At 45.4% G+C, this 25,984-nt stretch carries 21 protein-coding genes and 6 pseudogenes; 12 read left to right on the top strand and 15 right to left on the bottom strand.

Annotated elements, in window-relative coordinates; translation table 11 throughout:
• Positions 1–8 precede the first annotated feature (8 nt).
• Positions 9–1,841, top strand: coding sequence for an AsmA family protein (locus tag DXE33_RS04545; RefSeq protein ID WP_114638832.1), 1,833 nt, complete (start codon positions 9–11; stop codon positions 1,839–1,841).
• A gap of 4 nt (positions 1,842–1,845) precedes the next feature.
• On the opposite strand, the gene DXE33_RS04540 is transcribed toward DXE33_RS04545, so the two are convergent.
• From DXE33_RS04540 to DXE33_RS04530, 3 genes are read right to left on the bottom strand one after another with little or no spacing between them, the layout of a single operon-like run.
• Positions 1,846–2,196: a phage holin family protein gene (locus DXE33_RS04540; RefSeq protein WP_114639723.1), complete on the bottom strand. Its 351-nt coding sequence runs from the start codon at positions 2,194–2,196 to the stop codon at positions 1,846–1,848.
• A gap of 56 nt (positions 2,197–2,252) precedes the next feature.
• A complete protein-coding gene (locus DXE33_RS04535; RefSeq protein WP_114638830.1) occupies positions 2,253–2,453 on the bottom strand; it encodes a SlyX family protein in 201 nt (66 codons plus the stop codon).
• 13 nt (positions 2,454–2,466) lie between these two features.
• Positions 2,467–2,688, bottom strand: a complete 222-nt coding sequence (locus DXE33_RS04530; protein WP_114638828.1) for a hypothetical protein — start codon at positions 2,686–2,688, stop codon at positions 2,467–2,469.
• Positions 2,689–2,717: 29 nt separating this feature from the next.
• On the opposite strand from DXE33_RS04530, the gene DXE33_RS04525 reads away from it, so the two are divergent.
• Positions 2,718–3,716 (top strand): LLM class flavin-dependent oxidoreductase, encoded by a 999-nt coding sequence (locus tag DXE33_RS04525; protein ID WP_114638826.1) that lies wholly within the window; start codon positions 2,718–2,720, stop codon positions 3,714–3,716.
• Here DXE33_RS04525 and DXE33_RS04520 read toward each other — a convergent pair.
• Entirely contained in the window at positions 3,711–4,136 is a 426-nt protein-coding gene (locus DXE33_RS04520; protein WP_114638824.1) for a putative toxin-antitoxin system toxin component, PIN family, read from the bottom strand. The two genes, DXE33_RS04525 and DXE33_RS04520, sit on opposite strands and share 6 nt — an antisense overlap.
• 20 nt (positions 4,137–4,156) lie before the next feature.
• Positions 4,157–4,705 carry a YaeQ family protein gene (locus DXE33_RS04515; RefSeq protein ID WP_114638823.1) on the bottom strand — a complete coding sequence of 183 codons (549 nt, stop codon included), beginning with the start codon at positions 4,703–4,705 and terminating at the stop codon, positions 4,157–4,159.
• 164 nt (positions 4,706–4,869) lie between these two features.
• On the opposite strand from DXE33_RS04515, the gene DXE33_RS04510 reads away from it, so the two are divergent.
• From DXE33_RS04510 to DXE33_RS04500, 3 genes are all read left to right on the top strand, one after another.
• Positions 4,870–6,492: an NAD(P)/FAD-dependent oxidoreductase gene (locus DXE33_RS04510; RefSeq protein WP_114638821.1), complete on the top strand. Its 1,623-nt coding sequence runs from the start codon at positions 4,870–4,872 to the stop codon at positions 6,490–6,492.
• 6 nt (positions 6,493–6,498) lie between these two features.
• Positions 6,499–7,926 carry an oxygen-independent coproporphyrinogen III oxidase gene (gene hemN / locus DXE33_RS04505; RefSeq protein WP_114638819.1) on the top strand — a complete coding sequence of 476 codons (1,428 nt, stop codon included), beginning with the start codon at positions 6,499–6,501 and terminating at the stop codon, positions 7,924–7,926.
• A gap of 170 nt (positions 7,927–8,096) precedes the next feature.
• Positions 8,097–8,753 (top strand): OmpW/AlkL family protein, encoded by a 657-nt coding sequence (locus tag DXE33_RS04500; RefSeq protein ID WP_114639722.1) that lies wholly within the window; start codon positions 8,097–8,099, stop codon positions 8,751–8,753.
• A 57-nt stretch (positions 8,754–8,810) separates the two neighbouring features.
• On the opposite strand, the gene DXE33_RS10115 is transcribed toward DXE33_RS04500, so the two are convergent.
• Complete coding sequence (locus DXE33_RS10115) at positions 8,811–9,176, bottom strand: ATP-binding protein (RefSeq protein ID WP_231970383.1); 366 nt, start codon at positions 9,174–9,176, stop codon at positions 8,811–8,813.
• 288 nt (positions 9,177–9,464) lie between these two features.
• Between DXE33_RS10115 and DXE33_RS04490 the strand changes: the two are divergent.
• Positions 9,465–11,390, top strand: a pseudogene (locus DXE33_RS04490) (ATP-binding cassette domain-containing protein).
• Between the two features lie 6 nt (positions 11,391–11,396).
• Here the strand turns inward: DXE33_RS04490 and DXE33_RS04485 are convergent.
• From DXE33_RS04485 to DXE33_RS04470, 4 genes and pseudogenes are all read right to left on the bottom strand, one after another.
• A complete protein-coding gene (locus DXE33_RS04485; RefSeq protein WP_114638817.1) occupies positions 11,397–11,708 on the bottom strand; it encodes a chaperone modulator CbpM in 312 nt (103 codons plus the stop codon).
• 4 nt (positions 11,709–11,712) lie between these two features.
• Positions 11,713–12,693: a DnaJ C-terminal domain-containing protein gene (locus DXE33_RS04480; protein WP_114638815.1), complete on the bottom strand. Its 981-nt coding sequence runs from the start codon at positions 12,691–12,693 to the stop codon at positions 11,713–11,715.
• Between the two features lie 48 nt (positions 12,694–12,741).
• A pseudogene (locus DXE33_RS04475) lies at positions 12,742–14,290 on the bottom strand (UxaA family hydrolase).
• Between the two features lie 5 nt (positions 14,291–14,295).
• Positions 14,296–14,997: pseudogene (locus DXE33_RS04470) on the bottom strand (pirin family protein).
• A gap of 80 nt (positions 14,998–15,077) precedes the next feature.
• Here DXE33_RS04470 and DXE33_RS04465 point away from each other — a divergent pair.
• Positions 15,078–16,391 (top strand): TAXI family TRAP transporter solute-binding subunit, encoded by a 1,314-nt coding sequence (locus DXE33_RS04465; protein WP_197711994.1) that lies wholly within the window; start codon positions 15,078–15,080, stop codon positions 16,389–16,391.
• Positions 16,392–16,493: 102 nt separating this feature from the next.
• Here the strand turns inward: DXE33_RS04465 and DXE33_RS04460 are convergent, their stop codons facing one another.
• From DXE33_RS04460 to DXE33_RS04450, 3 genes and pseudogenes are all read right to left on the bottom strand, one after another.
• A complete protein-coding gene (locus DXE33_RS04460) occupies positions 16,494–16,946 on the bottom strand; it encodes a phosphate-starvation-inducible protein PsiE (RefSeq protein ID WP_114638813.1) in 453 nt (150 codons plus the stop codon).
• Between the two features lie 110 nt (positions 16,947–17,056).
• Positions 17,057–18,334: pseudogene (locus DXE33_RS04455) on the bottom strand (NAD(P)/FAD-dependent oxidoreductase).
• A gap of 13 nt (positions 18,335–18,347) precedes the next feature.
• A pseudogene (locus DXE33_RS04450) lies at positions 18,348–18,548 on the bottom strand (c-type cytochrome); the annotation flags it as partial.
• Positions 18,549–18,859: 311 nt separating this feature from the next.
• Between DXE33_RS04450 and DXE33_RS04445 the strand changes: the two are divergent.
• The 5 genes from DXE33_RS04445 to DXE33_RS04425 all read left to right on the top strand — a co-directional run bounded on the left by DXE33_RS04445 (position 18,860) and on the right by DXE33_RS04425 (position 24,006).
• Positions 18,860–20,581 (top strand): ArnT family glycosyltransferase, encoded by a 1,722-nt coding sequence (locus tag DXE33_RS04445; RefSeq protein WP_114638811.1) that lies wholly within the window; start codon positions 18,860–18,862, stop codon positions 20,579–20,581.
• Entirely contained in the window at positions 20,578–21,828 is a 1,251-nt protein-coding gene (locus DXE33_RS04440; protein WP_114638809.1) for a sialidase family protein, read from the top strand. The genes DXE33_RS04445 and DXE33_RS04440 overlap by 4 nt, the downstream gene beginning before the upstream one ends.
• Entirely contained in the window at positions 21,828–22,442 is a 615-nt protein-coding gene (locus DXE33_RS04435) for a hypothetical protein (RefSeq protein WP_114638807.1), read from the top strand. The genes DXE33_RS04440 and DXE33_RS04435 overlap by 1 nt, the downstream gene beginning before the upstream one ends.
• Positions 22,443–22,594: 152 nt before the next feature.
• Complete coding sequence (locus DXE33_RS04430) at positions 22,595–23,623, top strand: DUF3300 domain-containing protein (RefSeq protein WP_162785410.1); 1,029 nt, start codon at positions 22,595–22,597, stop codon at positions 23,621–23,623.
• 2 nt (positions 23,624–23,625) lie between these two features.
• Positions 23,626–24,006 (top strand): Rap1a/Tai family immunity protein, encoded by a 381-nt coding sequence (locus tag DXE33_RS04425; protein WP_114638803.1) that lies wholly within the window; start codon positions 23,626–23,628, stop codon positions 24,004–24,006.
• Between the two features lie 100 nt (positions 24,007–24,106).
• On the opposite strand, the pseudogene DXE33_RS04420 reads toward DXE33_RS04425, so the two are convergent.
• Positions 24,107–25,033 (bottom strand): annotated as a pseudogene (locus DXE33_RS04420) (tripartite tricarboxylate transporter substrate-binding protein).
• A 101-nt stretch (positions 25,034–25,134) separates the two neighbouring features.
• Entirely contained in the window at positions 25,135–25,980 is an 846-nt protein-coding gene (locus tag DXE33_RS04415) for an HpcH/HpaI aldolase/citrate lyase family protein (protein ID WP_114638801.1), read from the bottom strand.
• Between the last annotated feature and the right edge of the window lie 4 nt (positions 25,981–25,984).

The raw sequence follows: 25,984 nt of genomic DNA, 5'->3' as shown, positions 1-25,984 counted from the left end.
ATGTCAGCATGCCTAAAATTCTGAAGATCACTCTAATCTGCGCTTTAAGCTTTCTTGGTTTAGCCGGGGCAGGTGCTTGGTATGTCGCCTCTCAGATTAACCCTGATAAGTTGGTTCAAATACTGAGCTCTACAGTGAAAGAGTCGACTGGCCGTGATCTTAAGATTGCTGGACCAGTTAGTGTGAATGTATTTCCATCTCTTGGTATTACTGCTGAGCAAGTATCTCTGAGTAATGCAAGTTGGGCTAGTAATCCACATCTAATGACAGTGAAGCGTTTGGAAATCGATGTCCAGTTGCTACCCCTTCTAAGTAAGCGGGTTGAGTTCAATGCAATCAACCTCTCAAGTCTTGAGGTTTATCTGCAGACCAATAAAGCGGGTGATGGAAATTGGGATTTGACGGCGCAAACAGCAAACTCGGCTACGAGCAGTCCTTCAAATGGTGGTTCAGACTCTACTCCATCTGAACCGATGAAAATCGAGCACTTGCTCCTTAGCAATGCACAGATTCATTATCAAGAATTCTCTAAACCTGCCAAGCTCATTACTATTCCCAAGCTGCAGATTGACGCTAACGGCAGGGGCTCAGATATCGATGGTCAAGCCTCTTATGCCAAGTATCAGCTCGGTATCAAGGGTAAAACTGGAAATCTTCGGATAGCATTTAATGATTGGAACGAAAAGCCTGTAAAGCTCGATCTCGCTTTAGTGCTAACCGTCAACGGCAACCCGATCGACATCCAAGGGGATATTCATAAAGCCCCTAAATCGATGACCCAGTTTGATATCAAGCTCAATGCTAAATCTGTTTACTTGGCCAATTCGGGTAATTCGGCGACTTCCACTGCGGATAGGGCTGCTGGAGTCCAACCGTCATCACAGCAAGCTGCTCAAGTAGCTGGGGCTACTCCAACTAGTGCTCAAGGTAAATATGTCTTTAGTGAGGATGCTTTGCCTTTTGCGGTTTTACCAAATGCCAATGGCAAACTCGTTTTAGATATTGCTCAAATGACCACCTCAAATCATTTACCCCTGAGCAATGTCAAGGGCGCATTTTTATTCAAGGGCGATCAAATCAGCGCTAAGGATGTCTCATTTAATTTGGCTAAAGGTAGTGTGGAGGGGCAAGTACTGCTCTCTAAAATTCAGAGTAGCTCTCCAGAGCTAGCTTTGAAGGGTGTGGCCAAGGGTTTTACTCTGGAGCAATTGACCACTGCGGCAGACTCGAGTAGCAAGGTTAGAGGTGGTGAGACGCAAGCCGCATTTAATCTCAAGTCCACAGGTTTAAGTGCTCATCAACTCGCTAGCCGAGCCAATGGTGCAATCCAGATTTCGATTGGCAAAGGCATGCTCGATTCGAAATTCTTAGATCGCACCGGTGATGTCATCATTACTGCAATGGATGCAATTAATCCGCTGCGCAAGAATACCGATCAAACAGTCTTAGAGTGTGCCGTTGCTTATTTGCCTATCACTAATGGGGTGGTCAATATTAATGACTCGGTTGGCGTAGTAACAGATAGGCTGGATATTGTTTTAAACGGCAGCATTAACTTAAACAGTGAAGCCTTGAATATCAAGATTGATCCTAGGGAGAAATCTGGATTAACGACTGGAGTGAACTTGGCCGGCCTGGTAAAAATGCAAGGCACTTTAGCCCACCCTAGTGCTGGGGTAAACAAGGAAGGGGTTGTTAACAGCGCCGTCTCTATTGGTTTAGGGATTTTGACGGGTGGCGCTACGCTTCTGGCAGAGAATGCCAAATCTCTGGCGACCAAGTCGCAACCCTGCAAAACAGCGTTGCATTCTTGGTCAGATATTTATCCAGGCAGCAATTGATTTCTTAAAAAACAAGGCCGCTAACAAAGAGGCTGAATAAAGAAATAAAGATACTCGCAAAGAATGCGGTCCAAAAGCTAGAAATCGTAAAGCCGCTGACTAAAGCCGATACCAGCATTAATACCAAAGCATTAATCACGAGCAGGAAGAGACCCATCGTCACTACAGTGAGGGGAAGGGTAAATAGAACCAACAGCGGTTTGACAATCGCATTAGCAAAACCCAGCATAAGGGCTGCTATGAGGAGTGAGCCGCCATCAGCAAATCGTAAGCCGCTAAAAATATAGCTAGCGACCCACAGGGATAAAGATGTTAAGCCCCATTGGACTAGAAATAGCGTTAAGTTACCCATGATTAGTTCCTTATTAATAGTTATAAGCTTGTGACCTTGCACCAGCATGGTATCAGCCCTCAATAATGCGGGGGGATTTCATCTTTCAGGCTACCGCCACCTGGTCCACCGCTGCTGGCCTGTTCCTTGATGGCCTTGAGCTCTCGATAAAGGAATTCTATTTGTTGCTGTTGTTTATAAACAGTCTCATTCAGTTTTTCGATCAGATCTTCAGTAAAGCTGAGCTTAATTTCTAAATTAGTAATGCGATCTTCAGTCATATGCTTGTCATATTTATTCGGAAATCAGTTCGAAGCGACCATCTTCCATTTCATCTTTTGGGCGAATCCAAAAGTCATGGGATTGCAAGGATTCATAAACGTAGGCTGGCTCAAGGGTTGCCTCAATATTGGCTAAGAAAATTACTCGATAGAATCCACCCGTTTTAATGTGCTTGAGCTTGGTGCCTGGTTTGAAGATTCCGTCATCGGGATCGGCCATTTTAGGTTTACTCATGAAATGCGCTTTCTCGGTATGATTTGGTGATGGCAAATTCCATCCCATACTCCATTCTAGATATATCTCCGATACCGCAGGGGTTTACTGCAGCCGATGCCTTGCGCAACTCCTTGGACGTGGCGCAGCATGCGGAAAAGTGGGGCTATAACCGTTACTGGGTGGCTGAGCATCACAATATGACGGGTAATGCCAGTTCAGCTACTGCAGTCTTGATTGGTTATATAGCAGGGGGTACCTCGCGTATTAAAGTGGGCTCTGGGGGTGTTATGTTGCCTAACCATGCTCCGCTGGTGATTGCTGAGCAGTTTGGCACTCTAGAGTCTTTGTACCCTGGCCGTATTGAATTAGGTCTGGGCCGAGCGCCTGGAACCGATCAGATGACTGCCAGAGCATTACGTCGAGACATGATGGGGAGTGATGATCGATTTCCGCAGGATGTGAGAGAGCTCCAACATTACTTTGGCCCAATTCAAGAAGGGCAATCTGTGAAGGCAATTCCAGGAGCGAATACCAATGTGCAAATTTGGATTTTGGGATCAAGCCTCTATGGCGCTCAATTAGCCGCTCATTATGGTTTGCCTTATGCTTTTGCATCGCATTTTGCCCCTGAGCAATTGCTCGATGCGATGTCAACTTACCGAGAACTCTTTAAGCCCTCTGCTCAGCAAAAGACGCCTTACTGCGCATTTGTGATGAATGTGGTTGCTGCAGATACAGATGAAGAAGCGCAGCATCTATTTACCAGCTTGCAGCAACACTTTGTCAGAATGCGCCGAAACACCCGCGGCCAATTGCCGCCACCTATTGAAGATTTAGATTCATTCTGTGAGCCGCATGAGCAGGTCGCTGCTTCTCACATGTTGCAATGTTCTGTAGTAGGCTCTCTAGAGACCGTCAGGGCAGGGATGCGTCGTTGGTTAGAGGCGACTGGTGCAAATGAAATTTTGTTTACTGGGCAAATCTTTGATCATCAAGCAAGACTCAAGTCTTTTGAGATTGCTGCGCAAGCTGCGAAAAGTCTATAGGGCGAGCAATTTAGGATTGTTGTAGTCAGCGGTAATGGTGATGTGTTCTTTTGCTGCTCTAGATGCTAACTTGAGCACTTCATTGTCCTTGCTGATTAAAAAACAAGGCTTAGCTGTAAAGGCAAGATCTACAAAGACTTGATCATCTTTATCTTGGCATTGCCAAGGGGCCTTCAGAAGGCTTGAATCCTCTACCACTCTAGTAATAGTGCGCCACTGAGAAATGATTTGTGCCTGCACCTCTGGTTCCAGGCTAAAAAGTGGGCGGCTGATGACATCTGCCAGTTCTTTGATGGTGGCCCGGCTAGCCAGAGCATCTATTTTGCTCTCCAGCAATACTTCTTTGAGGTGGAGGGCTCTGAAGTCGTTAAATACAAATAAATCTAACAGCACATTGGTATCAAAGACGACAGACTTCATATGATCAATAGAGCTACAAATTAGTTTTCATTGTTTCGCCATACTACTGGCGTGATGGTGACTTGGCCTTTGTCAGAGGATACATAGACTTCACCATCTTGAATGTTCACATGGATCACCATACTGCGTTCAACCAATTGATTGAGCTCTTGGGATTGGTCCGCTGGAATGGAAATCACCTGGAGATTGCGAGCGCGAGTCAGCTTGTTGGCAATGCCATCCCACCAGATCCTGCTGGTATGGCCACCATAGCAATACACGATTACTTGTTCAGATCGTCCACATGCTTTCAGAATTCGGCGATCATCAGGCTGGCCAATTTCAATCCAAAGCTGTATTGCATCAGTCAGATCTTTAATCCACAGATCAGGTTCATCAGTGTCACTTAAACCCTTGGTAAAGGTGAGATTCTCATCTGCCTGCAAGGCAAAAGCGATGATCCGAATCATCATCCGCTCATCCGTTTCTGAGGGGTGTTTGGCGATAGTCAGGGAGTGACTACCGTAGTAGTGGCGGTCTGAATCGGCGACATGTAGGTCGGCTTTGTGAATAGCTGCGCGTAGGGCCATGCGGCATTATCGCCTTTAAATGAAATCAGACAATATTGCCGTATCATTTTGAGAATGTTTCCTTATCCTGAGGCCCCATGAATGCCCGCATCGCTTTGAGAATTCGCTCTGCAGCGCTTTTCTTAATAGGAGCCTTTTGCTTAGATTGTGTATCGTAGAGCCCCATGATCCGGATTACTGAACTGCGACTGCCGATTGATCACGCACCAGAAGCTCTGGAGGCGGGGATTCTCAAGCGCCTAAATATTCCTGCAAAAGATCTCATTTCTTTTGAGGTATTTAAGCGTAGCTATGATGCACGTAAAAATGTAGCGCTCGCCTTTATCTACACGGTAGATCTTTCTGTCAGAAATGAAGAGAAGATTCTCAAGCAATTTTCCAATGACATTCATGTTAGACCTTCACCGGATACTAGCTATCACTTTGTAGCTAAAGCACCAGAGTCAATTATTACTGGTAAGGCATTGCGTCCTGTGGTGATTGGTTTTGGTCCTTGCGGTATTTTTGCTGCTCTGGTGTTGGCACAAATGGGTTTTAAGCCCATTGTGCTAGAGCGAGGAAAGCAAGTACGTGAGCGTACTCAAGATACTTGGGGTTTATGGCGAAAAAACATCCTCAATCCAGAATCAAACGTTCAGTTTGGCGAGGGTGGTGCAGGAACCTTCTCTGATGGCAAGCTTTATAGCCAAATCAAAGATCCTAAGTTCTATGGACGCAAGGTTATTCAGGAATTTGTCAAAGCAGGCGCTCCAGAAGAAATTCGTTATGTTGCTAAACCCCATATTGGTACCTTCCGTCTGGTGGGTATGGTGGAAAAGATTCGCCAGCAGATCATTGATTTAGGGGGTGAAATTCGTTTCTCACAAAAGGGCATTGGATTTGATATTCAAAACGACCAAATCGTAGGAGTCAAAATCGAAGGACATCCTGATTTACCTGCTAGGCATGTCGTCTTAGCTCTAGGCCATAGCGCACGCGACACCTTCGCGGCTCTGCATGAAGCAGGGGTGTATATGGAAGCTAAGCCTTTTTCGGTAGGATTTCGTATTGAGCATCCACAGTCCTTAATTGATAAGGCTCGTCTTGGACCTCATGCAGGAAATGAATTGATTGGCGCCGCTGATTACAAATTAGTACACCACGCCAAGAACGGTCGATCGGTCTATAGTTTCTGCATGTGCCCTGGTGGAACGGTGGTGGCCGCAGCTTCAGAGCCTAATCGTGTAGTTACCAATGGTATGAGTCAGTATTCTCGTAATGAGCGCAATGCCAATGCGGGAATTGTTGTGGGCATAACGCCGGAAGACTATCCGGGTGGTCCGCTCGCCGGTATTGAATTTCAGCGCACCTTAGAGTCGAAGGCCTTTGAATTGGGTGGTGGTAATTATGAGGCGCCTGGTCAGCTAGTAGGGGATTTTTTAGCGGGGAAGGCCTCAACAGAGTTTGGTGCTGTATTGCCGTCTTATAAACCAGGAGTTCATCTCACTAACTTAGCCGATGCATTGCCCTCATATGCCATCGAAGCTATTCGTGAAGCATTGCCTGCGTTTGAAAAGCAAATCAAAGGCTTTTCTATGAAAGATGCAGTACTAACTGGTGTAGAGACCAGAACCTCCTCGCCTCTGCGGATTACACGTGGCCCTAATTTCCAAAGCCTTAATATCAAAGGCTTGTATCCTGCAGGAGAGGGCGCTGGTTATGCTGGTGGAATCTTGTCAGCTGGTGTTGATGGGATTAAAGTAGCAGAAGCAGTTGCACTAGATTATTTCGAATCCAACCATAATTAAGCGTTCATGAGCTCCAGCGCATCTCAAGGGGAAACACAAGAAAATTCACAAGAAAAAGAAGTCTTGTTTCATCCTGAGTTGCTGCAGAAATTTGACATCAATGGGCCGCGCTATACCTCATACCCCAGTGCAGATCGGTTTCATAATGAATTCTCAGAACAAGATTACCTAGGGGCTCTCAAGCGAGTGGCAAAAGTTAACGAGCCTTTATCGCTGTATTTTCATTTACCGTTTTGCCCTAATATTTGCTATTACTGCGGTTGTAACAAAATCATCACTAAAGATCATGGTCGTAGCGCTAAGTACATTAAGTATCTAGCAAAAGAAATGGCTATGGTTTGTGATGCAATGGGTGCTGATAAAAAAATACCTATTACGCAGTTGCATTGGGGTGGTGGTACGCCTACTTTTCTATCTCATGAAGAGATGGTCGAGTTAATGCACCATACTCAGCGGCACTTTGACTTATTGCCGGGTGGTGAATATTCCATTGAGATTGATCCGCGTAGAGTATCTGAAGAAGATATTAAGCTTTTGGCTGATCTTGGCTTTAACCGCATTAGCTTGGGTGTTCAGGACTTTAACTTAGCAGTACAAGAAGCAGTACATCGTATTCAGACTATTCAAGAAACCCAGGCGGTGATGGATTGGTCAAGAAAATATGGATTTCAATCGCGCAGCGTAGATTTGATCTACGGCCTGCCCAAGCAAACACCAGAAACTTTTCAAGAAACAGTAGAGGCAGTTCTGAAGATGAATCCAGATCGTCTCTCGGTATACAACTATGCACACTTGCCGCATATCTTTAAGCCGCAAAGACGGATTGCTGAGGCCGATCTACCCCCAGCAGCAGACAAGTTAGATATTCTCTCCAACACGATTGCTCGTTTGGGTGAGGCAGGTTATGTATTTATTGGTATGGACCATTTTGCTAAGCCTGATGATGAGCTTGCGATTGCTCAAAAAGAGGGAAAGTTGCATCGCAATTTTCAGGGCTACTCTACTCAAGCAGAATGTGATCTGCTGACCTTTGGTATTTCCTCGATAGGCAAGGTGGATGATTGCTATTCTCAAAATGTACGCACCTTAGATGAGTATTACGCAGCGCTCGATGCAAGCCATTTACCAGTTCTGCGTGGATTGCAACTTGATCAAGATGATTTATTGCGCCGTGAGCTCATCGGCGAGTTGATGTGTCAATTTGCTCTTGATACAGAAGGTTTCGCAAAGTCTCATGATATTGAGTTCGCCGATTACTTTGATATAGAACTCAATGAGTTGAAAGGTTTAGAAGAAGCGGGTTTACTGGAATGGCGAGATCAAAAGATGTGTGTCCCTATTAAAGGGCGTCTACTAGCGCGGCGGGTTGCGATGACCTTTGATCGCCATCTGCGCGAATCCCAGGCGAAAGGCACTTACTCCAAAGTGCTTTAGGGTAAACCACCATTCATTTGATGTAGATCAAATAAGCCTTAAAACACTGTTGCTTTTAAGCAAAGAAAAAAATTACAAGACTATCTTGCTTGATTTAAATCAAATTACCTCATGTGCATCAATTTCAAAATGGACACATCAAAATTGATCAAAAAAAGAGGGTAAATATCATGCGTCTTCAATCACTCGTAGTAGCAATGGCTACAGTTGCTTCCTTAGCTCCAATCGCTTCTCAAGCTCAATCTGCAGAAGAAAATCCATGGATGGTTCGTGTCAGAGCGGCTTACTTGGATTTTCAAAATGGTCAAACGAATAACGGTCAGGCGAATGGCGTAGAAAAGAATAATATTCGCGCCCAAAAAGAGTGGATTCCTGAGTTTGATATTACATATTTCTTTACAAAAAATATTGCAACCGAGTTGGTTTTAACTTACCCGCAAAATGTCAATATTTACTCTAATTTGACTGGCCAGAAGAGTGGAACAATTACTGCGCTACCACCATCCCTGCTCCTTCAGTACCACTTCACAGAACTTGGGGCATTTAAGCCGTACATTGGTGCAGGGGTTAACTACACTATTTTTGGTAATACTGGTAACTTTGGTGGAATCAATAATGCTTTAGTGGTCGGCAATAGCAGTTTAGGTTTTGCTGGCCAAGTTGGCGCGGACTATATGCTAGATAAAAACTGGGGTGTTAACATTGATATTAAATACATCACGATGAACACCAATGTAAATTACTCTGCAGCGAATGGTGGGGCAAATATCGGTAAACTCACATTGAATCCATTGGTACCTGCTGTTGGCGTGACTTATAAGTTCTAAGAATTCAGTTCTTAGTTCTTGAGATAGGGCCCCTGGAGGGGCCCTATTTGTTGGTGACTACTTAATCAGTGCATCAATGAGTTTTTCTAGTTTGATATCGTTCAATTGAGAATTATCAAACCGTTTTAATAGAGCGTGAGAGGGTGGCTCGATACGTCGTTTGGCGTATTCATTCCAATGCGCCAGTTTCCATTCATCTCTGGGGTCAGCGCGTTTGATCATACGCTTTCTTGCTTCCTCCTCGTTTAAATCGATCCACGCAATCTGAATCCTAGTTTGCGAGGGAATGCCAAGTGCAACGGGATCAAACATCCTCTCACTTTGAATCTCAGAAGAGAAGGGGCCTACTAGAATCACATTGACTCCTAGAAGTAGATTTTCTCTAGCGATATCAATTAGCCCTTGATATTCCCAATTACGCAAGTTCTGAAGATAGTAGGGGCTATCTCGGTCATTAGCGTTCGCTCCATTACATGAGCGCTATAGGCTCCATAGGCCGTATCTTTATCCAGGAAGAAAAAATCTTCCCCTGTCTTTTCAATAATGAGGGGGAGCGCTTTTTTGGCAATAGTAGACTTACCAGTCCCAGCATGCCCAGCAAAGAGGATGAGGCGAGGTGCGGAGGGTATCAGTTTGCAGATCATTTCCCCCTAGTCTGGCAGAAAATAAGCAAAAAATCTCCTCATTTGCCGAAGTGACGATAATGTCGCCATGGCTTTAATCGTACTAACTGATGCAAAACTGGCTTTTGGCCACGTTGACCTACTGGCTAATGCCGCTTTTTCACTGGAATCTGGTGAGCGCATTGGCCTAATTGGCCGTAATGGCACTGGCAAGTCTTCTCTATTGAAGATTTTGGCTGGCATTGAAAAAATGGATGATGGTTTGCTGCAATATCAGCAAGGCTTGCGAATCTCTTATGTTCCTCAAGAGCCGATATTTGAAGCAGAGGAGACTGTATTTGATGCGGTTTCTAAGGGTGTAGCCCAAGCTAAAACCCTGCGTGAAGAATATGAGGCTCTGAGTGTGGGCGAGTGGGATGATGCTGCTCACCATCGTTTAGATGAAGTCCAGTCGCAGCTAGAGGCGCTTAGTGGTTGGAATTGGGAACAGCGTATTCATGAAACATTGGATCGCTTGCATCTAGAGGCAGGTCTCAAAATCAGCAATCTATCTGGAGGCACCAAAAAGCGAGTTGCTTTAGCGCGCGCTTTAGTAGAGATGCCAGATGTGCTCTTGCTAGATGAGCCCACTAACCATTTGGACTTAGATTCAATTGCTTGGCTAGAAGAGCTTCTCAAAGAATATCAAGGCTCCGTTATTTTAATTACCCATGACCGCGCCTTCTTAGACAACGTGTGCACCCAAATCGTAGAGCTCGATCGCGGTATTTTGCGCAGCTACCCTGGAAACTTTACCCAGTATGAAGTGCTCAAAGAGCAAGAGCTCAACGCCGAGTCCTTAGCCAATGCCCGTGCAGATAAGCTCTTGGCACAGGAAGAGGTTTGGATTCGCAAGGGGGTCGAAGCACGTCGCACCCGTAGCGTGGCGCGGATTGCTCGCCTGGAAAAACTGCGCGCTAGTCGTGCTGAGCGTAGGGACGCTATGGGGCAGGTGAAGCTGGCCGTATCTGCTGGAGATCGAAGCGGCAAAATCGTAGCGGATTTACAAAACATCAGCAAATCTTTTGATCGTCCAATTGTGAAGGACTTTACGGCAACGATTTTACGTGGAGATAAGGTTGGTCTATTAGGTCCTAATGGTGCTGGCAAGACAACTTTGCTCAAACTGATTCTTGGAACAATTGCTCCAGATTCAGGAACAGCTACGATGGGAACTCGAATAGAAGTAGCTTACTTTGATCAGATGCGTGAAGGCCTTGATCTAAATGCCTCGTTCGAAGACTATATTAGCCCTGGTAGTGAGTGGATTGAAATTAATGGTAATAAAAAACACGTCAAGAGTTATTTAAGCGATTTCTTATTTGCGCCTGAGTGAACCAATTCGCCAGTTAGCACTCTCTCTGGTGGTGAGCGCAACCGATTCTTGCTTGCTCGTTTATTTGCAAGACCTGCTAATGTCTTAGTCTTAGATGAGCCGACCAACGATTTAGATATTGATACCTTAGATCTTTTAGAGCAACTGCTACAAGATTACAAGGGCACTGTCTTCTTGGTTAGCCATGATCGCTACTTCTTAGATAACGTGGTGACTAGCATCATTGCCAATGAAGGAGATGGATTTTGGCGAGAGTATGAGGGTGGTTATGAGGATTGGAAGATTCAGAAAGCACGTTCAGACAAAATTCGCGCCGCTAACTCTAGTCAAAAATCTACCAAGACTGAGGTAAAAGTAGATACGAAGACTGAGTCATGCCAAGAATTAAAGTCTGCAGCAAAAAGTGGAGTGCAAAAACTCAATGGTAAGGAGCGTCAAGAGCTCGATGCTTTACCTATTGAGATTGAAGAGTTGGAGACTGAGCAGGCTGATATTGGTATCGCAATGAGCAATCCAGATTTATATAAGAATGAACCTGAGTTGGCCGCCAGTATGCAAGCTCGCTTAAGCGAAATTACAGAGCTCTTAGAGCATAAATTGCAGCGCTGGGAGCAATTATTAGGTCGCTCCGAGTCATAAGGCTACTTACTCACCCCGTTGCAAGCGGGCGCGAAGTTGCGCGATTTCATCAAGAAGATCTAAAGCGAGTGCAACACCGGGAACATTTAATTCCAAATCATGCGTCAGGTGTGCTGCTGTTTTGGCTCTTCGTAATGAATCACCGCTAAAGCGCCAGTCTTCTGGTGATGAGCCCGCTGGACTCAATACCCCTTCCGAAACCCATGACATGATAAGTTCTTGCGGGGTGCGTGAGGCATGCGAGAGTTCTACAATACTCATATGCACTTCATTTTCCACAATGCTGCCTTCGATCCAGGTAATATTTGTTTGATTCATAACATCATCCCTTCAAATGGGTTCTAGGATTGAAATCAAAAGCTTTCGCAAAAGTTTGATAAGCCTCTTTTTGCGCATCGGTATCAGCCGGTGGTAGAGCAATTGTTGGCACTACGTATAAATCACCTGGCTCCGCGCTAGGGATGCCCTTACCTTTTAAGCGCATTTTGCGACCGGCTACTGTACCAGCAGGAATCTTCAGCTCAAGCGTACTGCCTGCAGGTGTAGGGACCTTTACGGCAGTACCTAGAGCTGCTTCCCATGGCGCCAATGGAATATCAATGAAAACATCTTTGCCATCGACGCGGTAAATGGGGTTTGGGTGGAAATCAATTTCGAGATACAGATCACCAGCGGGACCCTCGCCAATTCCGGGACCGCCTTGACCAGAGAGTCTTAGATTTTGTCCTGCTTTAATTCCTTTTGGAATACTGACATCTAATTTACGCTCTTGGGTGATGACATGCCCGCTAGCATCTTGCGTAGGCATGTGCAATGTGATGGTACGTTTTGCACCGTTGTAAGCATCTGCAAGATCCACCAAAATTTTTGCATGGTGATCTTGACCTTTGAAGTTCATTCCCTGGCCAGTGCGGCTGCCTCTATCACCTTGGCGATGTTTGCCTCGGCCAAATAAGGATTCAAAAAATTCACTTTGGTCACCCTCAAAGCCGCCGCCATAACCTGGATGACCCCCACCAAAATGATTGTCGGAGTATTCAAATCCTTCGTTCCAATTTGGAGGTGGAGTGAAGTCTTGACCATTTTTCCAATTAGCGCCAAAGCGATCGTAGGCGGCACGCTTCTCGGTATCTTTTAAGACGGCATAGGCTTCGCCAATCTCTTTAAACTTCTCTTCTGCGTCAGCTTCTTTATTGACGTCAGGATGGAATTTTCGAGCCAATTTACGATAGGCTGATTTGATTTCTGCTTCGGTGGCTGAACGTGCAACCCCAAGTGTTTCGTAGTAGTCCCTAAATTTCATAAGCTAGATTAAATCCTATTTGAACTCACCAACAATTCTACATTCTCGTTAGCTCATGACTCCAATTTGCCAGGGTACAAATTCATAATCGCCTAAACCCAGCAGCTCGCTCTTAGTAGGCTCGCCAGAAGCTGTTTTAAGAAATTGATCGAAGATACACTGGCCCATCTCTTGGACAGAAACTGTGCCATCCAAAATCTGGCCGCAATTGATGTCCATGTCTTCGGTGAGACGTTCATACATCGGGGTATTAGTAGCTAATTTGATACAGGGAGCAGGTTTGGAGCCAAACATGGATCCACGACCAGTGGTAAAGGCAATCAGATTTGCTCCACCAGCAATTTGACCAGTTGCCGAGACTGGATCAAAACCAGGGGTATCCATAAAGACAAATCCTTTGGCGGTTACTGGTTCTGCATATTTATAGACCTCCATTAGGGGGCCCGTGCCACCCTTCATAGAAGAGCCTAAAGACTTTTCAAAAATATTCGCTAACCCACCAATTTGATTACCAGGACTTACTTGCCCATTGATTTGTACATCCCTGCCAACGGAGTATTCATCCTTCCACCAACGAATACGTGCGGTGAGTTTTTCTCCAATCGATTTGCTGGCAGCTCTGCGGGTAAGGGTATGTTCCACACCATAAATCTCTGGCGTTTCAGAAAGAATGTCAGTGCCACCATGGCGCGACAAAATATCAATCGCAGCACCAAGAGCGGGATTGGCGGTGATAGAAGAAAAGCCGTTTGATCCACCGCATTGCAAACCGACAGTGAGGTGACTTGCGCTTACTGTTTGGCGTTTAGCTTTTATTAGCTTTGGGCAATAAAACTTTCACTGCCTCAATACCCGCTTCAATAGTTTTGCGAGTGCCGCCAGACTCTTGCATGATGAAGGTATGTAAATTAGTTCCCTCCTTGAGATCCTCTTGCTCCATGAGGCCCTTCAGTTGATTGCGTTCACAGCCAAGACCTACAATCAGTGCGGCGGCTAGGTTGGGGTGGCGCGCATATCCTGCCATTGTGCGCCGAAGTAATTCCATCGGTTCGCCGCTCATTTCCATGCCACAGCCAATATCATGACTAAAGGCAACTACGCCATCAACATTCGGAAAATCTTTTAATCGTTCAGGCGTAAACCAGGAGGCAATTTTGTGAACTACAGTTGCAGAGCAATTCACAGTTGAGAGAATGCCGATAAAGTTTCGGGTGCCTACCTTGCCATTCGGTCTGACATAGCCCTGAAAAGTAGCGCGTTCAGATTCAGGGAGTAGTTGCGTTGGTATAAATTCGCTTGCATAGGCATAGTCACGATCAAACTCTCGAAACTCTGTATTGTGACTATGAACCATAGTACCCGCTTCAATATCTGCATTGGCAAACCCAACCGTGACGTTGTATTTCAGGATGGGCTCACCCTTCAGAATTTTCTGGGCGGCAATTTTGTAGCCTGCGGGGACTTGGCTACGACTGGTAAAGCCCTCATCAAAAACTTCGACGCCAATGGCAATGTCGACTCGCGCCACCACAATATTGTCATTCGGGTGAAGTCGAATGACAGGATCAATGAGGCGCTTGGCTGAAGTTTCAATCATAGGAATTAATGACTTAGATCAAAAATTAGCACTTCGGCCTGATTGCCATTAGCAATCACTAATTGGGATTCATCCTCAATGAGCAGGGCGTCTCCAGCGCAAAGTGCTTGACCATTGATAGTCAGCGAACCGCGAACGAGGTGTGCATAGGCTTTTCGATTTGAATCAAGCATCAGTTCTGCAGATTCAGAGCCGTCAAATAGGCCGGCGTACATTTTAGCGTCTGCATGAATTTTGACAGCACCATTTTCACCTTCAGAGGATGCGACCAAACGAAGTTTGCCTCTTTTATCGCTTGCCTCAATCGATTTCTGTTCGTAACTTGGTGCAATATCCAGAATGTTAGGTTCGATCCAGATTTGTAAAAAGTGGGTAGTTTGATCCTTGGCGTGATTAAATTCACTGTGGGTTATGCCAGATCCGGCACTCATTCTTTGGACATCGCCTGGTGGTATCCCTTTGACATTACCCATGCTGTCTTGGTGTGCTAATTCACCGGAGAGAACATAGCTAATGATTTCCATATTGCGATGGCCGTGCTTGCCAAAGCCCATTCCAGGCGCAACTCGGTCTTCATTAATCACACGAAGGTTCCCCCAGCCCATAAATTGAGGGTCATGGTAGCCTGCAAAGGAAAAGGAGTGAAAGCTTTTAAGTCAGCCATGGTCTGCATAGCCGCGATCTTGGGATTTTCGAAGGTAGAGCATAGTTTTAATGGTGTTTATTCTGATGGATAGGAATTAGGACATTATCATTAGCTTTTAGGAAATTTGCTGATTGGCGCTACATGGCAAGCTTTAAAGAAAATATTCAAGAATCCTTTCTAGGCCTCTCTGAGGCAGTTCAGGAAACTTGGGCGGACTTTGCTCAATTTCTCCGAGAGGCTTGGCCACTATTGCTAGGGTTGTTGTTCATTTTGATGGGGATCTGGTGGTACGCTGATCCACCACCTCCGCGTCATGTATCTCTTGCCACCGGATCTGCAGGTGGCTCGTATGAAGCTCTTGGAAAAAAATATGTGCAATTCTTTGCCAAGAAGGGTGTCACCCTAGAGTTGGTCTCTACCAATGGAGCGCAAGAGAATCTCGATCGCCTTATCGATCGACATGATCCTGTGCAAGCCGCATTTGTTCAAGCGGGCGTAGCACATCCCAAAACTATCAAAGGCATTCAGACTTTAGGCGCGATCTCCTACGACCCAATTTGGTTTTTCTATCGCGGCCCTGAAGTTAAGCAAAGTGATTTTGAGGTTGTCAATGGGCGCTCTAAATTTTTCGCGCAAAAAACGATTTCTGTTGGAGTGGAAGGCAGCGGAACGCATGCGCAAGCGATGCGCATACTCAATGTGTCAGGACTTGATCGGGATTTGAAATTTGTCTATTTACCCGGTAAGCAGGCCGTTAAAGCGGTCCAAGCAGGTGAGATTGACGGCGCATTTATCGTGGATGAATTCGAGGCGCCTAATGTGCAGGCCTTACTAAATGATCCAAATATTCACTTAGTCACCTTTAAACGGGCGGCTGCATTTGCCAAGCTGATTCCCTACATGCATATCTTGGATGTACCAGAGGGCTCATTTAGCTTACAACGGAACTATCCCAGCACAGACACGACGATGTTGGCCACTACCACGAACTTATTGATTGATGATCGTATGCATCCTGCGATTCAGTTTTTATTTTTGGAAGCCGCAAGAGAAATCAATGGCAAAGGATCATTTTTTGCAAAGCGTGGAGACTTTCCATCATTTCAAGATTCATTGTTACCTGAAAGTCCCGTAGCAGTGCACTATGAAAAAAATAAATATCCTCTTCTGGCCACCTATTTTCCATTTTGGCTTGCGGAGTTGATTAATCGCTTAGTATTTATTTTCTTGCCCTTCTGTGCAATTGCTTATCCTTTATTGCAATCTCTGCCGAGTTTTCGCACTAGACGCATGTATAGCAAGATCAGTCGTTTATATGGGATCTTAAAGACTTATGAGCAAGACTTATTGATGAACTTTAGCCCTGAAAGGCGCGAAGAATATCTGAAAAAGTTAGATCTACTGGAGTATGAGACTTTAAAGCTGAAAGTTTCTCAAAGATTATCTGGCGAATAATATTACACCTTGCGCACCAGTATCGATTACGTTCGTAATTGCTTAAATCGAGGTGTTCATCCTTATCAATTTGATGAAGGTGTTGACCCCGACTTATAGGCTTTACTCGCTATCGCTGGGTCTACTGGGAAATTTGAAAGAGGCGTAACGAACCACTGCATTGGCTAATGCCAAAATGAGGATAGTAATGCCCATAAATAGAATGGCCATATCTGCCTCATGCTTAGTATTGACTAAATCAATAATGAGTCGAGTGACAGCAGTAATGGCCACATAAACGAGAAAGCGCACAGGCATATGGTTGGTTTTGAAATAGATGCCCACCATCGCGCCAATTTCTAAATAGATAAACAATAAGAGTAGGTCTTCAATAGAGGCTGACCCTTTGCTGACCATGCCTAAAAAGGCAACTACCGCAGACCATACTGTGGCTGCCCCAATGCCAAAGAGTGCGATGCGATGAAAGAGTGAAACAAATAAATTGCCAATGGGTACCGTCCACTTTTCAATGGCGTCTTCCAGCTTAGTTGCATCTTTAGGTGAGGTCGGTGTCATATAAGTAAGCCTCCATATTCCTTTTATGGAATTTAGTATATTTCTCTAATTGAAGAAGTAAATACAAAAAGAGGCGCCAAGGCCTCTTTTTTCGCAAGTGTTGACTTAGGTCAACCCAAAGAGTCAGCCCAAATATTATGCGCCCACCCCCATGCATAGACTCCCTCAAGGCTAGTCGGCCCTGGGGAAACACCCCCAGACCCTGGAACTGGCTTAAAGGTTTTTTCTGCTGCGATGTATTGATGCACGCTTGCCACGTGAATGACTTCCTTGGCATTGACAAAGCTCTATAGCAGGTATTTGTTAGGACGGGTGAGGGGTTGATTTCCCAGTCGCTGAGCTCTGCCACGATTGCAGCTGCAGCAACCTTAGCATGTTGATTGGCCATATGACCTGATTTAGGCATGGCATAAGCAACCCTGAATTGAATCGCCTAAGACGTGAATATCTTTTTGGGCTGTAGATTCAAAATTCAGAAAATGAACATTGACCCAGCGTCCATTAGAGTTTGCTAAGCCGGTTTTAACTGCAATTTCTCCAGCACTCATTGCGGGTAACACATTTAAAACGTCTGCCTTGATGTCATCTTGGATTTCAAATTTAACGGTTTTATTTTTACCGTCAACGGCAGTAACATTATGTTTTGGTAAGTATTCGACCATTCCCGGATATTGCTCTGCCCAAACCTTTTTAAATAAGGCGCCCTTAGACACTACATCTTGATTGGCATCTAGGACAAGTACTTTGGATTTAGGTTTTTGTTGTTTAAAGAAGCTGGCAACTTGGCAGGCTCTCTCGTAGGGGCCTGGGGGGCAGCGGTAAGGAGCTTCTGGAATGCTAATCGCATAAGTGCCGCCATCACGCATGCTGGCTAGTTGTTTATGAAGGGCGAAAGTTTCAGGGCCGGCTTTCCAGGCTTGCAAGGTAACACCAGTTTTATTGGCCTGCTCAAGACCTTCAATGCTGTTCATGATGAGCTTCACACCTGGAGAAACTACTACCTTGTCATAGACGAGTGTCTTGCCAGAAGCTAGTTTGACTACTTTTTTGTCGGGATCAATTGCTGCTACGCTATCTTGGATGATCTTTACCCCATGTCGTTTGCTGAGATTCTCATAAGAGCTAGTCAGTTCAGATAGGGTGCGTGAGCCACCAACAACGAGGTTGGATAAGGGGCATGAAATAAAAGCGGTGTTTGGCTCAATTAAAGTCACTTTGGCAGTGTTATTCGAAAACAGACGCAAATACTTAGCGGCAGTAGCGCCACCATAGCCGCCGCCGATCACCAGAATTTCCGCTTTCTGTAAATTTGCTCTAGCTTGGCCAGAGAATCCTGCCAGTAAACCAATCGCTGCAGCGCTTTGACCAATAAAGTTTCGACGATTCATGATGGTCTCCTAATTATTTCTTGCCCAGTTGATTGACAATGATTTCAAGCTGCTCATCGGTATAGCCTTTGGCTAGTTGGGGCATGATAGTACCCTCGCGTGCACCCGATTTAAAGGCCAGTAGTTGGGTCAACATCTGTTCACTAGTCAGTCCATTGATCAGCGGCATGCCGCCATTGACTACGCCATTACCATCTGTACCGTGGCAGTTGGCGCAAGTAGCTGCTAATCCTTGCTTATATTATATAAAGCCGCTGCTTGTGGATTGGGCGTTTGGCTAAAGCTGACCATGGGGTAGGTCATCAAGGTCGCTATGTAGAGGTTAAGGGGATATTTCATCAATTGCATCAGAACTGTCTCCGTTCAGAATGAATGCGCGATCGCATCAATGTTTTTCTTGCACTATCTTAAACAAGAATCCCTGATAGAGCGCGCTGTCCCTTAGACGAATTTTTCATGAGTTCAGCGTAATTGGGTATTAAGGGGTTTTTCAGGAAAAAGGTCTGAGCCCTATAAACTATCGTCATGCGTGGTTCATTTACCCTTCCTTATGTACTTTTGACCCTAGTAGTCGCGGTCTTTGCTTATTTATATGGTTTAGATAGTCGCTTTGCCCCGAAAAATGGCGATGAGTATCCGTATATGCATATTGTGCGAATGACTGCCGATGCGGGCAACTGGTTGCCTTTGCAATCCCAAATGGATGGCATCAAAAATACTAAGCCACCACTTTTGTTTTGGCAGGGTATTGCCAGTACGAGTTGGGCAAGCCAATGGAATCTGATTGATTTACGCTGGCCAAATGTGCTCTATACGGCGTTGACCGCTTTACTCTTATGTATTGCAGTAAGGCGCTTTAGTGGAAAAACTCAAGCAGGTATCTTGGCTGCTTTGGTGTGGCTCTCTTTTTTTTCAACCTACCGATATGGGCGCCCATTTTTAACCGATGCTCCAGAAGTTTTTTGGATTAGCTTACCGTTCTTTGGATTGCTGTATTGGGGAAAGTGTGCCTTTGATTCCAAATTTCTGTTCCCCGTCTTGACTGGTATCTGTTTAGGCTTAGCGCTATTGGCAAAATCCTTTGCTTACATTATTCCTGCTTCATTTGCATTAGGTCTGTACTACTGGCAATGGCGTCGCTGGAGCATTTCACAAACACTGATCCAAGATTTTTATAAGTTAGCGATTATCGGAATATTGGCCTTAGGCGTATTTGGTCTTTGGTTCGCCTTAGATCCGCATCCAGAGGCGGTTTGGAAGGAGTTTGTTTTGGGTGAGAACGCCGGTAAGTTTGCAGCGCGTAGCTCAAATTATGTTTTGGATTTGATTCGTGGTGGTGACAGCATTTGGATGCTCATCATTACTACTCTGGCTAACGCAGGTTTGTTTACATTTGTGCTGGTGTCCGCTTTGATACAGTGCTGGCGCGAGCGGCGCTTTTTATCATGCGAAGAAATATTGTTGCTTTTGCTGATCGGCACTTTCCTTTTAGTGTTCAGTCTTCCAAGTCAGCGTTCAGGTCGCTATCTCTTGCCAGTCATGCCTGCATTTGCCGCATTAATTGCTTTGCATTGGGGCCAATTACCTTTGTGGGGTTTTCGGATTGCTCTCATTTTGCAAGCGATCGTACTTGGCGCCTTGTTTTGGATCGGTGTGAATTTGCAATTGTCGCAAGCGACAGGATTTGCTGGTAATTGGAATTATGGTTATGCGCATTGGGTCTTGATGGCAATAGCTTTCATCGCGGTTTGCATTGGCTTGGTAAAACGTAATCAATCTAAGGCTATTGGGCTTTTAGGATGTTTTTTGGTGTATTGCGCCTTAACCAGTAGCTTAGCTCCTCTTGAAGGTAGTCTAGGTCGATTCTCAGGCGAAACGATTGCTCGGCTGCAGGGTAAGGAGGTATGGATTCCCTGTGACTATCGTGCCAAGGATGAGGAGTATCGATTGCTCATTCCTGGTGCTCAGTTACATGGCTACCAAGCAAAAGATGCTGGAGATATTGCAGGTCTTACCATCACTTATCCATTGGTGGCAGCTCAAGCGCCTTTGGGTCAACAACCTAGCTTATGTGAGTCTTGTCAGATAGTGGGACAGCGCATGGAGATGAGGGCGCGCCACACAGATGCGCAAATTAAGGAAATGCTCTCAGGAAAAATCGGCGAGCATTTATTTGTTACTGAGTATTTAGTGGTGACACCAGTCTCCAAACCAGATGTAGCGAATATGAAGGATGCCTGTCGATGAGTCGCATCATTGCTCTTTGTTGTTTATTACTAGCCGCAGTGATTGGTTTTATTCACATTGATAGCCAACCAACGTGGGCGCCATTCTTGCGAGGTACATCAGCACCCCTGGAGGAAGCCTTGGAGGTCGAAGGGCATTCATCCCTGAAGGCTAAATTGTCCGCCCAAGATACAGCGGTTAGCCCGCGCACTGATTGGTTGCCAGACACTGGTGCTGCCTCGGTCCATGCCGCCTCTTTAATCGCCCTCAAGGATGGAAATATTCGCGCTTTTTGGTTTGCGGGGAGCAGGGAAGGGGCGCCAGATGTAGTCATTAATTCTGCCGTATTTGATTCCAAGACAAATACCTGGGGTGCCCCCGTCATGGTAATAGATAGGGTTACTGCTGAAAGAGGCTTAGGGCGTTATATCGCCAAATTAGGCAACCCTGTTCCGGCAAGACTGCCCGATGGGCGTCTGCAGCTATTCATTGTCACGGTATCGATTGGTGGATGGGCTGGTAGTTCGATTTCTACCATGACATCAGATGATGATGGGCTTACTTGGAGCAAACCAGAGCGCCTCATTACATCGCCTTTGATTAACTTAAGTACCTTAGTGAAGTCTCCCGCAATTACATTTGCAGATGGACGCTTAGGATTGCCTGTCTATCATGAGTGGATTGGTCGTTTTGGTGAGTTTTTGCGTCTAGACCCTGATCGAGTGATTGATAAAAGACGCATGAGTTCTGGTCGAGGCGCTATCCAGCCAGTCGTATTTGTAAACGACGCCCAGAATGCTGTAGCGTATTTTCGCCAAACCAGAAGCGCTGGCATGCCTAAGCAAATTCCGGTAAGTCAAACACAAAATGCCGGCCAATCTTGGCAGCCAATAGGAGATGTTGAGATTGCGAATCCGAATTCTGCTGTTTCTGGAATTGCGTTGCAAAATGGTGCACGCATTCTGGCTCTCAATAACATAGAGGCTGGGCGTCACCGCTTAGTACTCCTCATGAGTGATACAAAAGAAGGTCGATGGCATGTGGTCGAGATTTTGGAGGATGATGAAGCCTTGCCGGATGCGCAACGTAGAGAGTTTTCCTATCCCTACCTCATGAGTGCCAATGGAAGTGATGCTCATTTAGTCTATACCTGGGACCGGAAAAAGATACGCCATGTTTATTTCTCAAGCGCTTGGCTATCCAGAGCTTATAGTCAGTTGCCAAACCAGAACCCAGAAGCTCCAAGCGAATACAAGGAGGCTCAATAATGAATATGCAAAGTATTGCCTTGTTTGAAATGGCTATTACCTGTTCGATAGTGCTGATTTGGATTATTCAACAGTTGTCTCAAAAGGTATTTCCGCTCACTGCAAGGGTGGTGCTGTTAATTTTGTTGACCAACCTCTTTTTCTGGCCAATAGGCCTATCTTTAGAATTACCCTTAGCAGCTTATGTGCGCGGTGCGTTTGGTGATTTGAGTATTGTGACAACGCTCTTACTCTGGTGTTCTTTATTGCCCAACCACAAAACTACCCCACTAGTATTTAAAGCGAGCATTGCACTCATTGCCTTGGGTTTTTATCCATTTGCACTAGGTATAGGCATGATTGATCCTTATGCTTGGGGTTATGGATCGATTATATTTTTAATTGCAGTCATATTCTTTGCTTTGATTTGTAGCCTTGCCAGCTGGAATCAGGGTGTATGCATAATTGCCATTGCAATCTTGGCTTGGTCGGCGCATTGGCATGAATCTACCAATCTTTGGGACTATGTCTTAGATCCTATTCTGGCGATTTGGGCAATCGCTGCAGTGACTACTGCTATTTTTCGTCAACGCAAGCAGAAGGCGCGTTCGGGTTATTTATTTAGGCAAGGTTAATTTTGTTATACCCATTTGGAGCTAGTATGAGATTGAGTCAATTGCAAAAAAGATTTTTAGTTATCCCTTTGACCTCTTTTTTTTGCATCTCTATTTTGTTGGTTTTTTCTGGATGCGCAAGTAACTCCAATTCCACCAATTTTGACTCGCAGATGGGGGTTGATTCATCCGCGCCGCACTCCTTATCGAACGCCCAATTGGAATCCTTGGTCTCGCCGATTGCTCTTTATCCAGACTCATTATTGTCTCTGATGCTTTTAGCTTCAACTTATCCCTTAGAAGTAGCTGAGGCTTATAACTGGAGAGCTAATCATTCGAAATTAGCCGGTGCAGATTTACAAAATGCTCTTAAGGCGCAGAGTTGGAATGACAGTGTGAAGTCGCTCATGTCATTCCCAAAGGCATTTAATATGATGGGCAATCAATTGCAGTGGACTCAAAATCTGGGTAACGCATATAAGTTACAGCCAGCACAAACGATGAGCGCCGTCCAATCGCTGAGAAAGCGCGCAATGCGTGCCGGTAAATTAAATAGCAATCAGCAAATGACTGTGACTACCGATGCTAATGGAAATATTCTGATTATACCTACAAATTCTCAAATAGTGTATGTTCCCTCTTATAGCCCAGATGCAGTCTATGGGCCATGGCCTTATCCTGACTATCCTCCTTATCCAGTCTACAACTCTGCGTGGGGCGCTATGTCCTTTGGAGTTGGTTTGGCGGTAGGTGATGCGTTTTGGGCAACCCCTGCATGGTCATCAGGAACAATTAATGTGAATAACACCGCTAGTAATTCTCCTGGAGATAAATCTCGTGGAGTGATTGGGCCAAGCAGTATTCAAAATCAGCAACGCTTGTTAAATGATTGGAAGAACAATGCCACTCCCGCTCAAAAGCAGGCAGCAAGGTCAGATGCACAGCGTGCCAATAGTGCCTTTGATAAAAATGCAACTCCACAAGAACTTGCTCAAGCAAATCGTTTGAATCAAGAAGCCAGAAATGCCGTTCAGCAGGATAGATCTAGTCCTAATCTAGATCGTGAAGCAATGCAAGAAAATGCTCTCAGGGAGCAGGCTCGCATGGATGCCGATGATGATCGATTCAATGAAGATCGTTTTGGAGGCGGCGCCTTTCGGGGTGGTTTTGGAGCAGGCCGCATGGGTGGGTTTAGACGCTAATCATGATTGAAAGCTATATGATGAAATCACTGAAAATTTCCTCTGCAATTGCACTTTCTCTAGCGTGTCAGTTTGCGTATCCCCAAGTATCATTGCCAAAAAGTGGCACTTCTACAAGCGCTTTGGTAGATGTTTGTAAAAATGGCAGTGAACCAGATGCGCAAAATTTTTGCTTTGGCTTTGGGGAAGGGGTTTACCAATCTTACCTAGCCAATGCCGCCCCGAATGCGAAGCAGTCCATTTGCTTTTCGCAAGCAGGCGATACCCGAGAAATGATTTTGCAGGAATTTATAGCTTGGACTCGTGCACATCCGCAATTTGATCAAGAGCGCGCAGCAAAAACTTTGATACGCTTTTTAAAGCAGCGTTATCCCTGCAAGTAATGGTTTTGATCTGCACTCTATTCAAAAAACCGTTGTTGAGATTAAAAAAATAAAGCCAGCGTTATGCTGGCTTTAATGTTGGTTGAACTGCCTAGTTCATTTAGTCAGCGTAAGCGCCAGCCTTACGAATCACGGGACCCCATTTATTAATTTCAGCATCGAGGTGATCTTTTAACCCATTTGGTGTTCTCTTGGCAGGCGGAACAATTTCAATATTGGACTCTGCTAAGCGGGCTTTTACTTCTGGATCGTTTAAAGCTACATTCAGAGCTTTATTAATCTTATTCAAAATGGCTGGAGGCGTGCCTTTGGAAACGTACATACCGTGCCATACCTTCACCTCAAAACCTTTGAGGCCCTGATCATCCAGTGTTGGAATGTTGGGAAGTGCAGGCAGACGCTTAGGGGTCGTTACGCCATAGGCCTTAACTAAGCCATCCTTGATGTAAGGAACGGTTTGCGTCGTTTGGTCACACAATAAATCGACTTGGCCGCCCAGTAAGTCAGTCAGTGCAGGGCCAGTACCTTTGTAAGGAACGGTAGTGAGTTCTACACCTTCACGAGACATAAACAAGAGAAGAGTCCGCAAAGCTGTGAAACTGCGCCTGGGCCAGCATTGGCTAGGGTAACTTTGTCTTTATTTGCCTTGATGTAGACCTCTAGCTCTTTGAAATTTTGGAGGAAAGTTTTTACGACCCAGAAGCACCATTGGCACATCGACTACCTGGCCAATATATTCAAAGTCTTTCATGGGATCGAAGTTCAGCTTCTTCTTGTACAAAGCAGGCGCAGTTGCCATGCCCATATGGTGAATAAAGATCGTGTAGCCATCAGGAGCGGAACGTGCGACGCGTGTTGCAGCAATGGTGCCGCCAGCGCCTACAGTATTCTCAACTATGACAGTTTGTCCCAATTCTTTTCCCATGGGTACAGCGATCAAACGGGCCACTGCATCGGTTGGGCCACCAGCAGAGAATGGGACAACGAGCGTACAAAATCCAGTCAACAGTGTTTTATGTAATTTCATTTTTGTCTCTTTTTATAAGGTATCAGTTATTGAATGCACTGAGTTACTGCATTGTTTAGTGAATTTTGCCATTTTTTACACAAAATGGCCTGCTAGCAGAATTAGTGTTTACCAGCAACTGCAAGCGTTCTTTTCGCTAATAGGACTACGGGGCGGTCAATCATCTTGCCGTCGAGTTTTACTGCGCCCCCTTTTGAAGCTTGATCGGCCTGAATCACCCTCTGGGCCCAATTGACCTCTTCTTCGGTGGGCATAAATGCTGCCTGCACAATCGCTACCTGCTTAGGGTGAATGCATAGTTTTGCACCAAAACCCATGCGCTTGGCCCGTTCTGCATCTTCCGTAATACGAGGAAGGTCATCGGTTGAGGGAGTAACCCCGTCTATTGGAGGGGCAATTTGGGCCAAACGTGAGGCAAGAACTATTTGATAGCGCGCAGTTTGTAGTTCAGTTTCTTGGGCATCGCAAATCATTCCCAAATCTGCTTGCAAATCGAGATTGCCCAATGCTAGGCGAAGAACTTGATTGGAGTTGGAAATTTCACGCAAACGATCAAGGCCGATTGCAGTCTCAATCATCGGAATGATCGCGGTGTTTGGTAATACGAGTGCCGCGCCATTGATCTGATCTAAAGACTCGCTTTTTGGTATGAGCAAGCAGCCCACTTTTAGTTCTTGAGCCAACATTAAATCTGCTGAGTAGAACTTACTGCCTGGTGAGTTACTGCGAATCACTAAACGCTGCTTTTGCTCATCTGAGAATTGTGGCCATGCATTTCGAATGGCATTGCGAGCTACATCTTTGTCTTCCTCAGCAACAGCATCTTCTAGATCAAGTACTACACCACTGGCGCCGCTATCAAGGGCTTTGAGAAAACGCTCAGGACGGGTGCCCGGTACAAATAGAAAGTTGGTGCTAAAGCCTAAGGGGGTGTTCAATGGATTCATAAAG

Source organism: Polynucleobacter necessarius, assembly GCF_900096765.1.
Lineage (GTDB): Bacteria > Pseudomonadota > Gammaproteobacteria > Burkholderiales > Burkholderiaceae > Polynucleobacter > Polynucleobacter necessarius_F.
The sequence above is the reverse complement of the archived record's forward strand: the minus strand, read 5'-3'. Positions and strand labels throughout refer to the sequence as shown.

Bases quoted from the DNA above. Each gene is read 5' to 3' on its own strand.
- DXE33_RS04510 (WP_114638821.1), top strand. From the start codon at position 4,870: ATGATCCGGATTACTGAACTGCGACTGCCGATTGATCACGCACCAGAA.
- DXE33_RS04425 (WP_114638803.1), top strand. From the start codon at position 23,626: ATGATTGAAAGCTATATGATGAAATCACTGAAAATTTCCTCTGCAATT.
- DXE33_RS04445 (WP_114638811.1), top strand. From the start codon at position 18,860: ATGCGTGGTTCATTTACCCTTCCTTATGTACTTTTGACCCTAGTAGTC.
- DXE33_RS04460 (WP_114638813.1), bottom strand. From the start codon at position 16,946: ATGACACCGACCTCACCTAAAGATGCAACTAAGCTGGAAGACGCCATT.
- hemN (WP_114638819.1), top strand. From the start codon at position 6,499: ATGAGCTCCAGCGCATCTCAAGGGGAAACACAAGAAAATTCACAAGAA.
- DXE33_RS04500 (WP_114639722.1), top strand. From the start codon at position 8,097: ATGCGTCTTCAATCACTCGTAGTAGCAATGGCTACAGTTGCTTCCTTA.
- DXE33_RS04480 (WP_114638815.1), bottom strand. From the start codon at position 12,693: ATGAAATTTAGGGACTACTACGAAACACTTGGGGTTGCACGTTCAGCC.
- DXE33_RS04535 (WP_114638830.1), bottom strand. From the start codon at position 2,453: ATGACTGAAGATCGCATTACTAATTTAGAAATTAAGCTCAGCTTTACT.
- DXE33_RS04515 (WP_114638823.1), bottom strand. From the start codon at position 4,705: ATGGCCCTACGCGCAGCTATTCACAAAGCCGACCTACATGTCGCCGAT.
- DXE33_RS04440 (WP_114638809.1), top strand. From the start codon at position 20,578: ATGAGTCGCATCATTGCTCTTTGTTGTTTATTACTAGCCGCAGTGATT.
- DXE33_RS04435 (WP_114638807.1), top strand. From the start codon at position 21,828: ATGAATATGCAAAGTATTGCCTTGTTTGAAATGGCTATTACCTGTTCG.
- DXE33_RS04545 (WP_114638832.1), top strand. From the start codon at position 9: ATGCCTAAAATTCTGAAGATCACTCTAATCTGCGCTTTAAGCTTTCTT.
- DXE33_RS04465 (WP_197711994.1), top strand. From the start codon at position 15,078: ATGGCAAGCTTTAAAGAAAATATTCAAGAATCCTTTCTAGGCCTCTCT.
- DXE33_RS04415 (WP_114638801.1), bottom strand. From the start codon at position 25,980: ATGAATCCATTGAACACCCCCTTAGGCTTTAGCACCAACTTTCTATTT.
- DXE33_RS04520 (WP_114638824.1), bottom strand. From the start codon at position 4,136: ATGAAGTCTGTCGTCTTTGATACCAATGTGCTGTTAGATTTATTTGTA.
- DXE33_RS04430 (WP_162785410.1), top strand. From the start codon at position 22,595: ATGGGGGTTGATTCATCCGCGCCGCACTCCTTATCGAACGCCCAATTG.
- DXE33_RS04525 (WP_114638826.1), top strand. From the start codon at position 2,718: ATGGCAAATTCCATCCCATACTCCATTCTAGATATATCTCCGATACCG.
- DXE33_RS04485 (WP_114638817.1), bottom strand. From the start codon at position 11,708: ATGAATCAAACAAATATTACCTGGATCGAAGGCAGCATTGTGGAAAAT.
- DXE33_RS04530 (WP_114638828.1), bottom strand. From the start codon at position 2,688: ATGAGTAAACCTAAAATGGCCGATCCCGATGACGGAATCTTCAAACCA.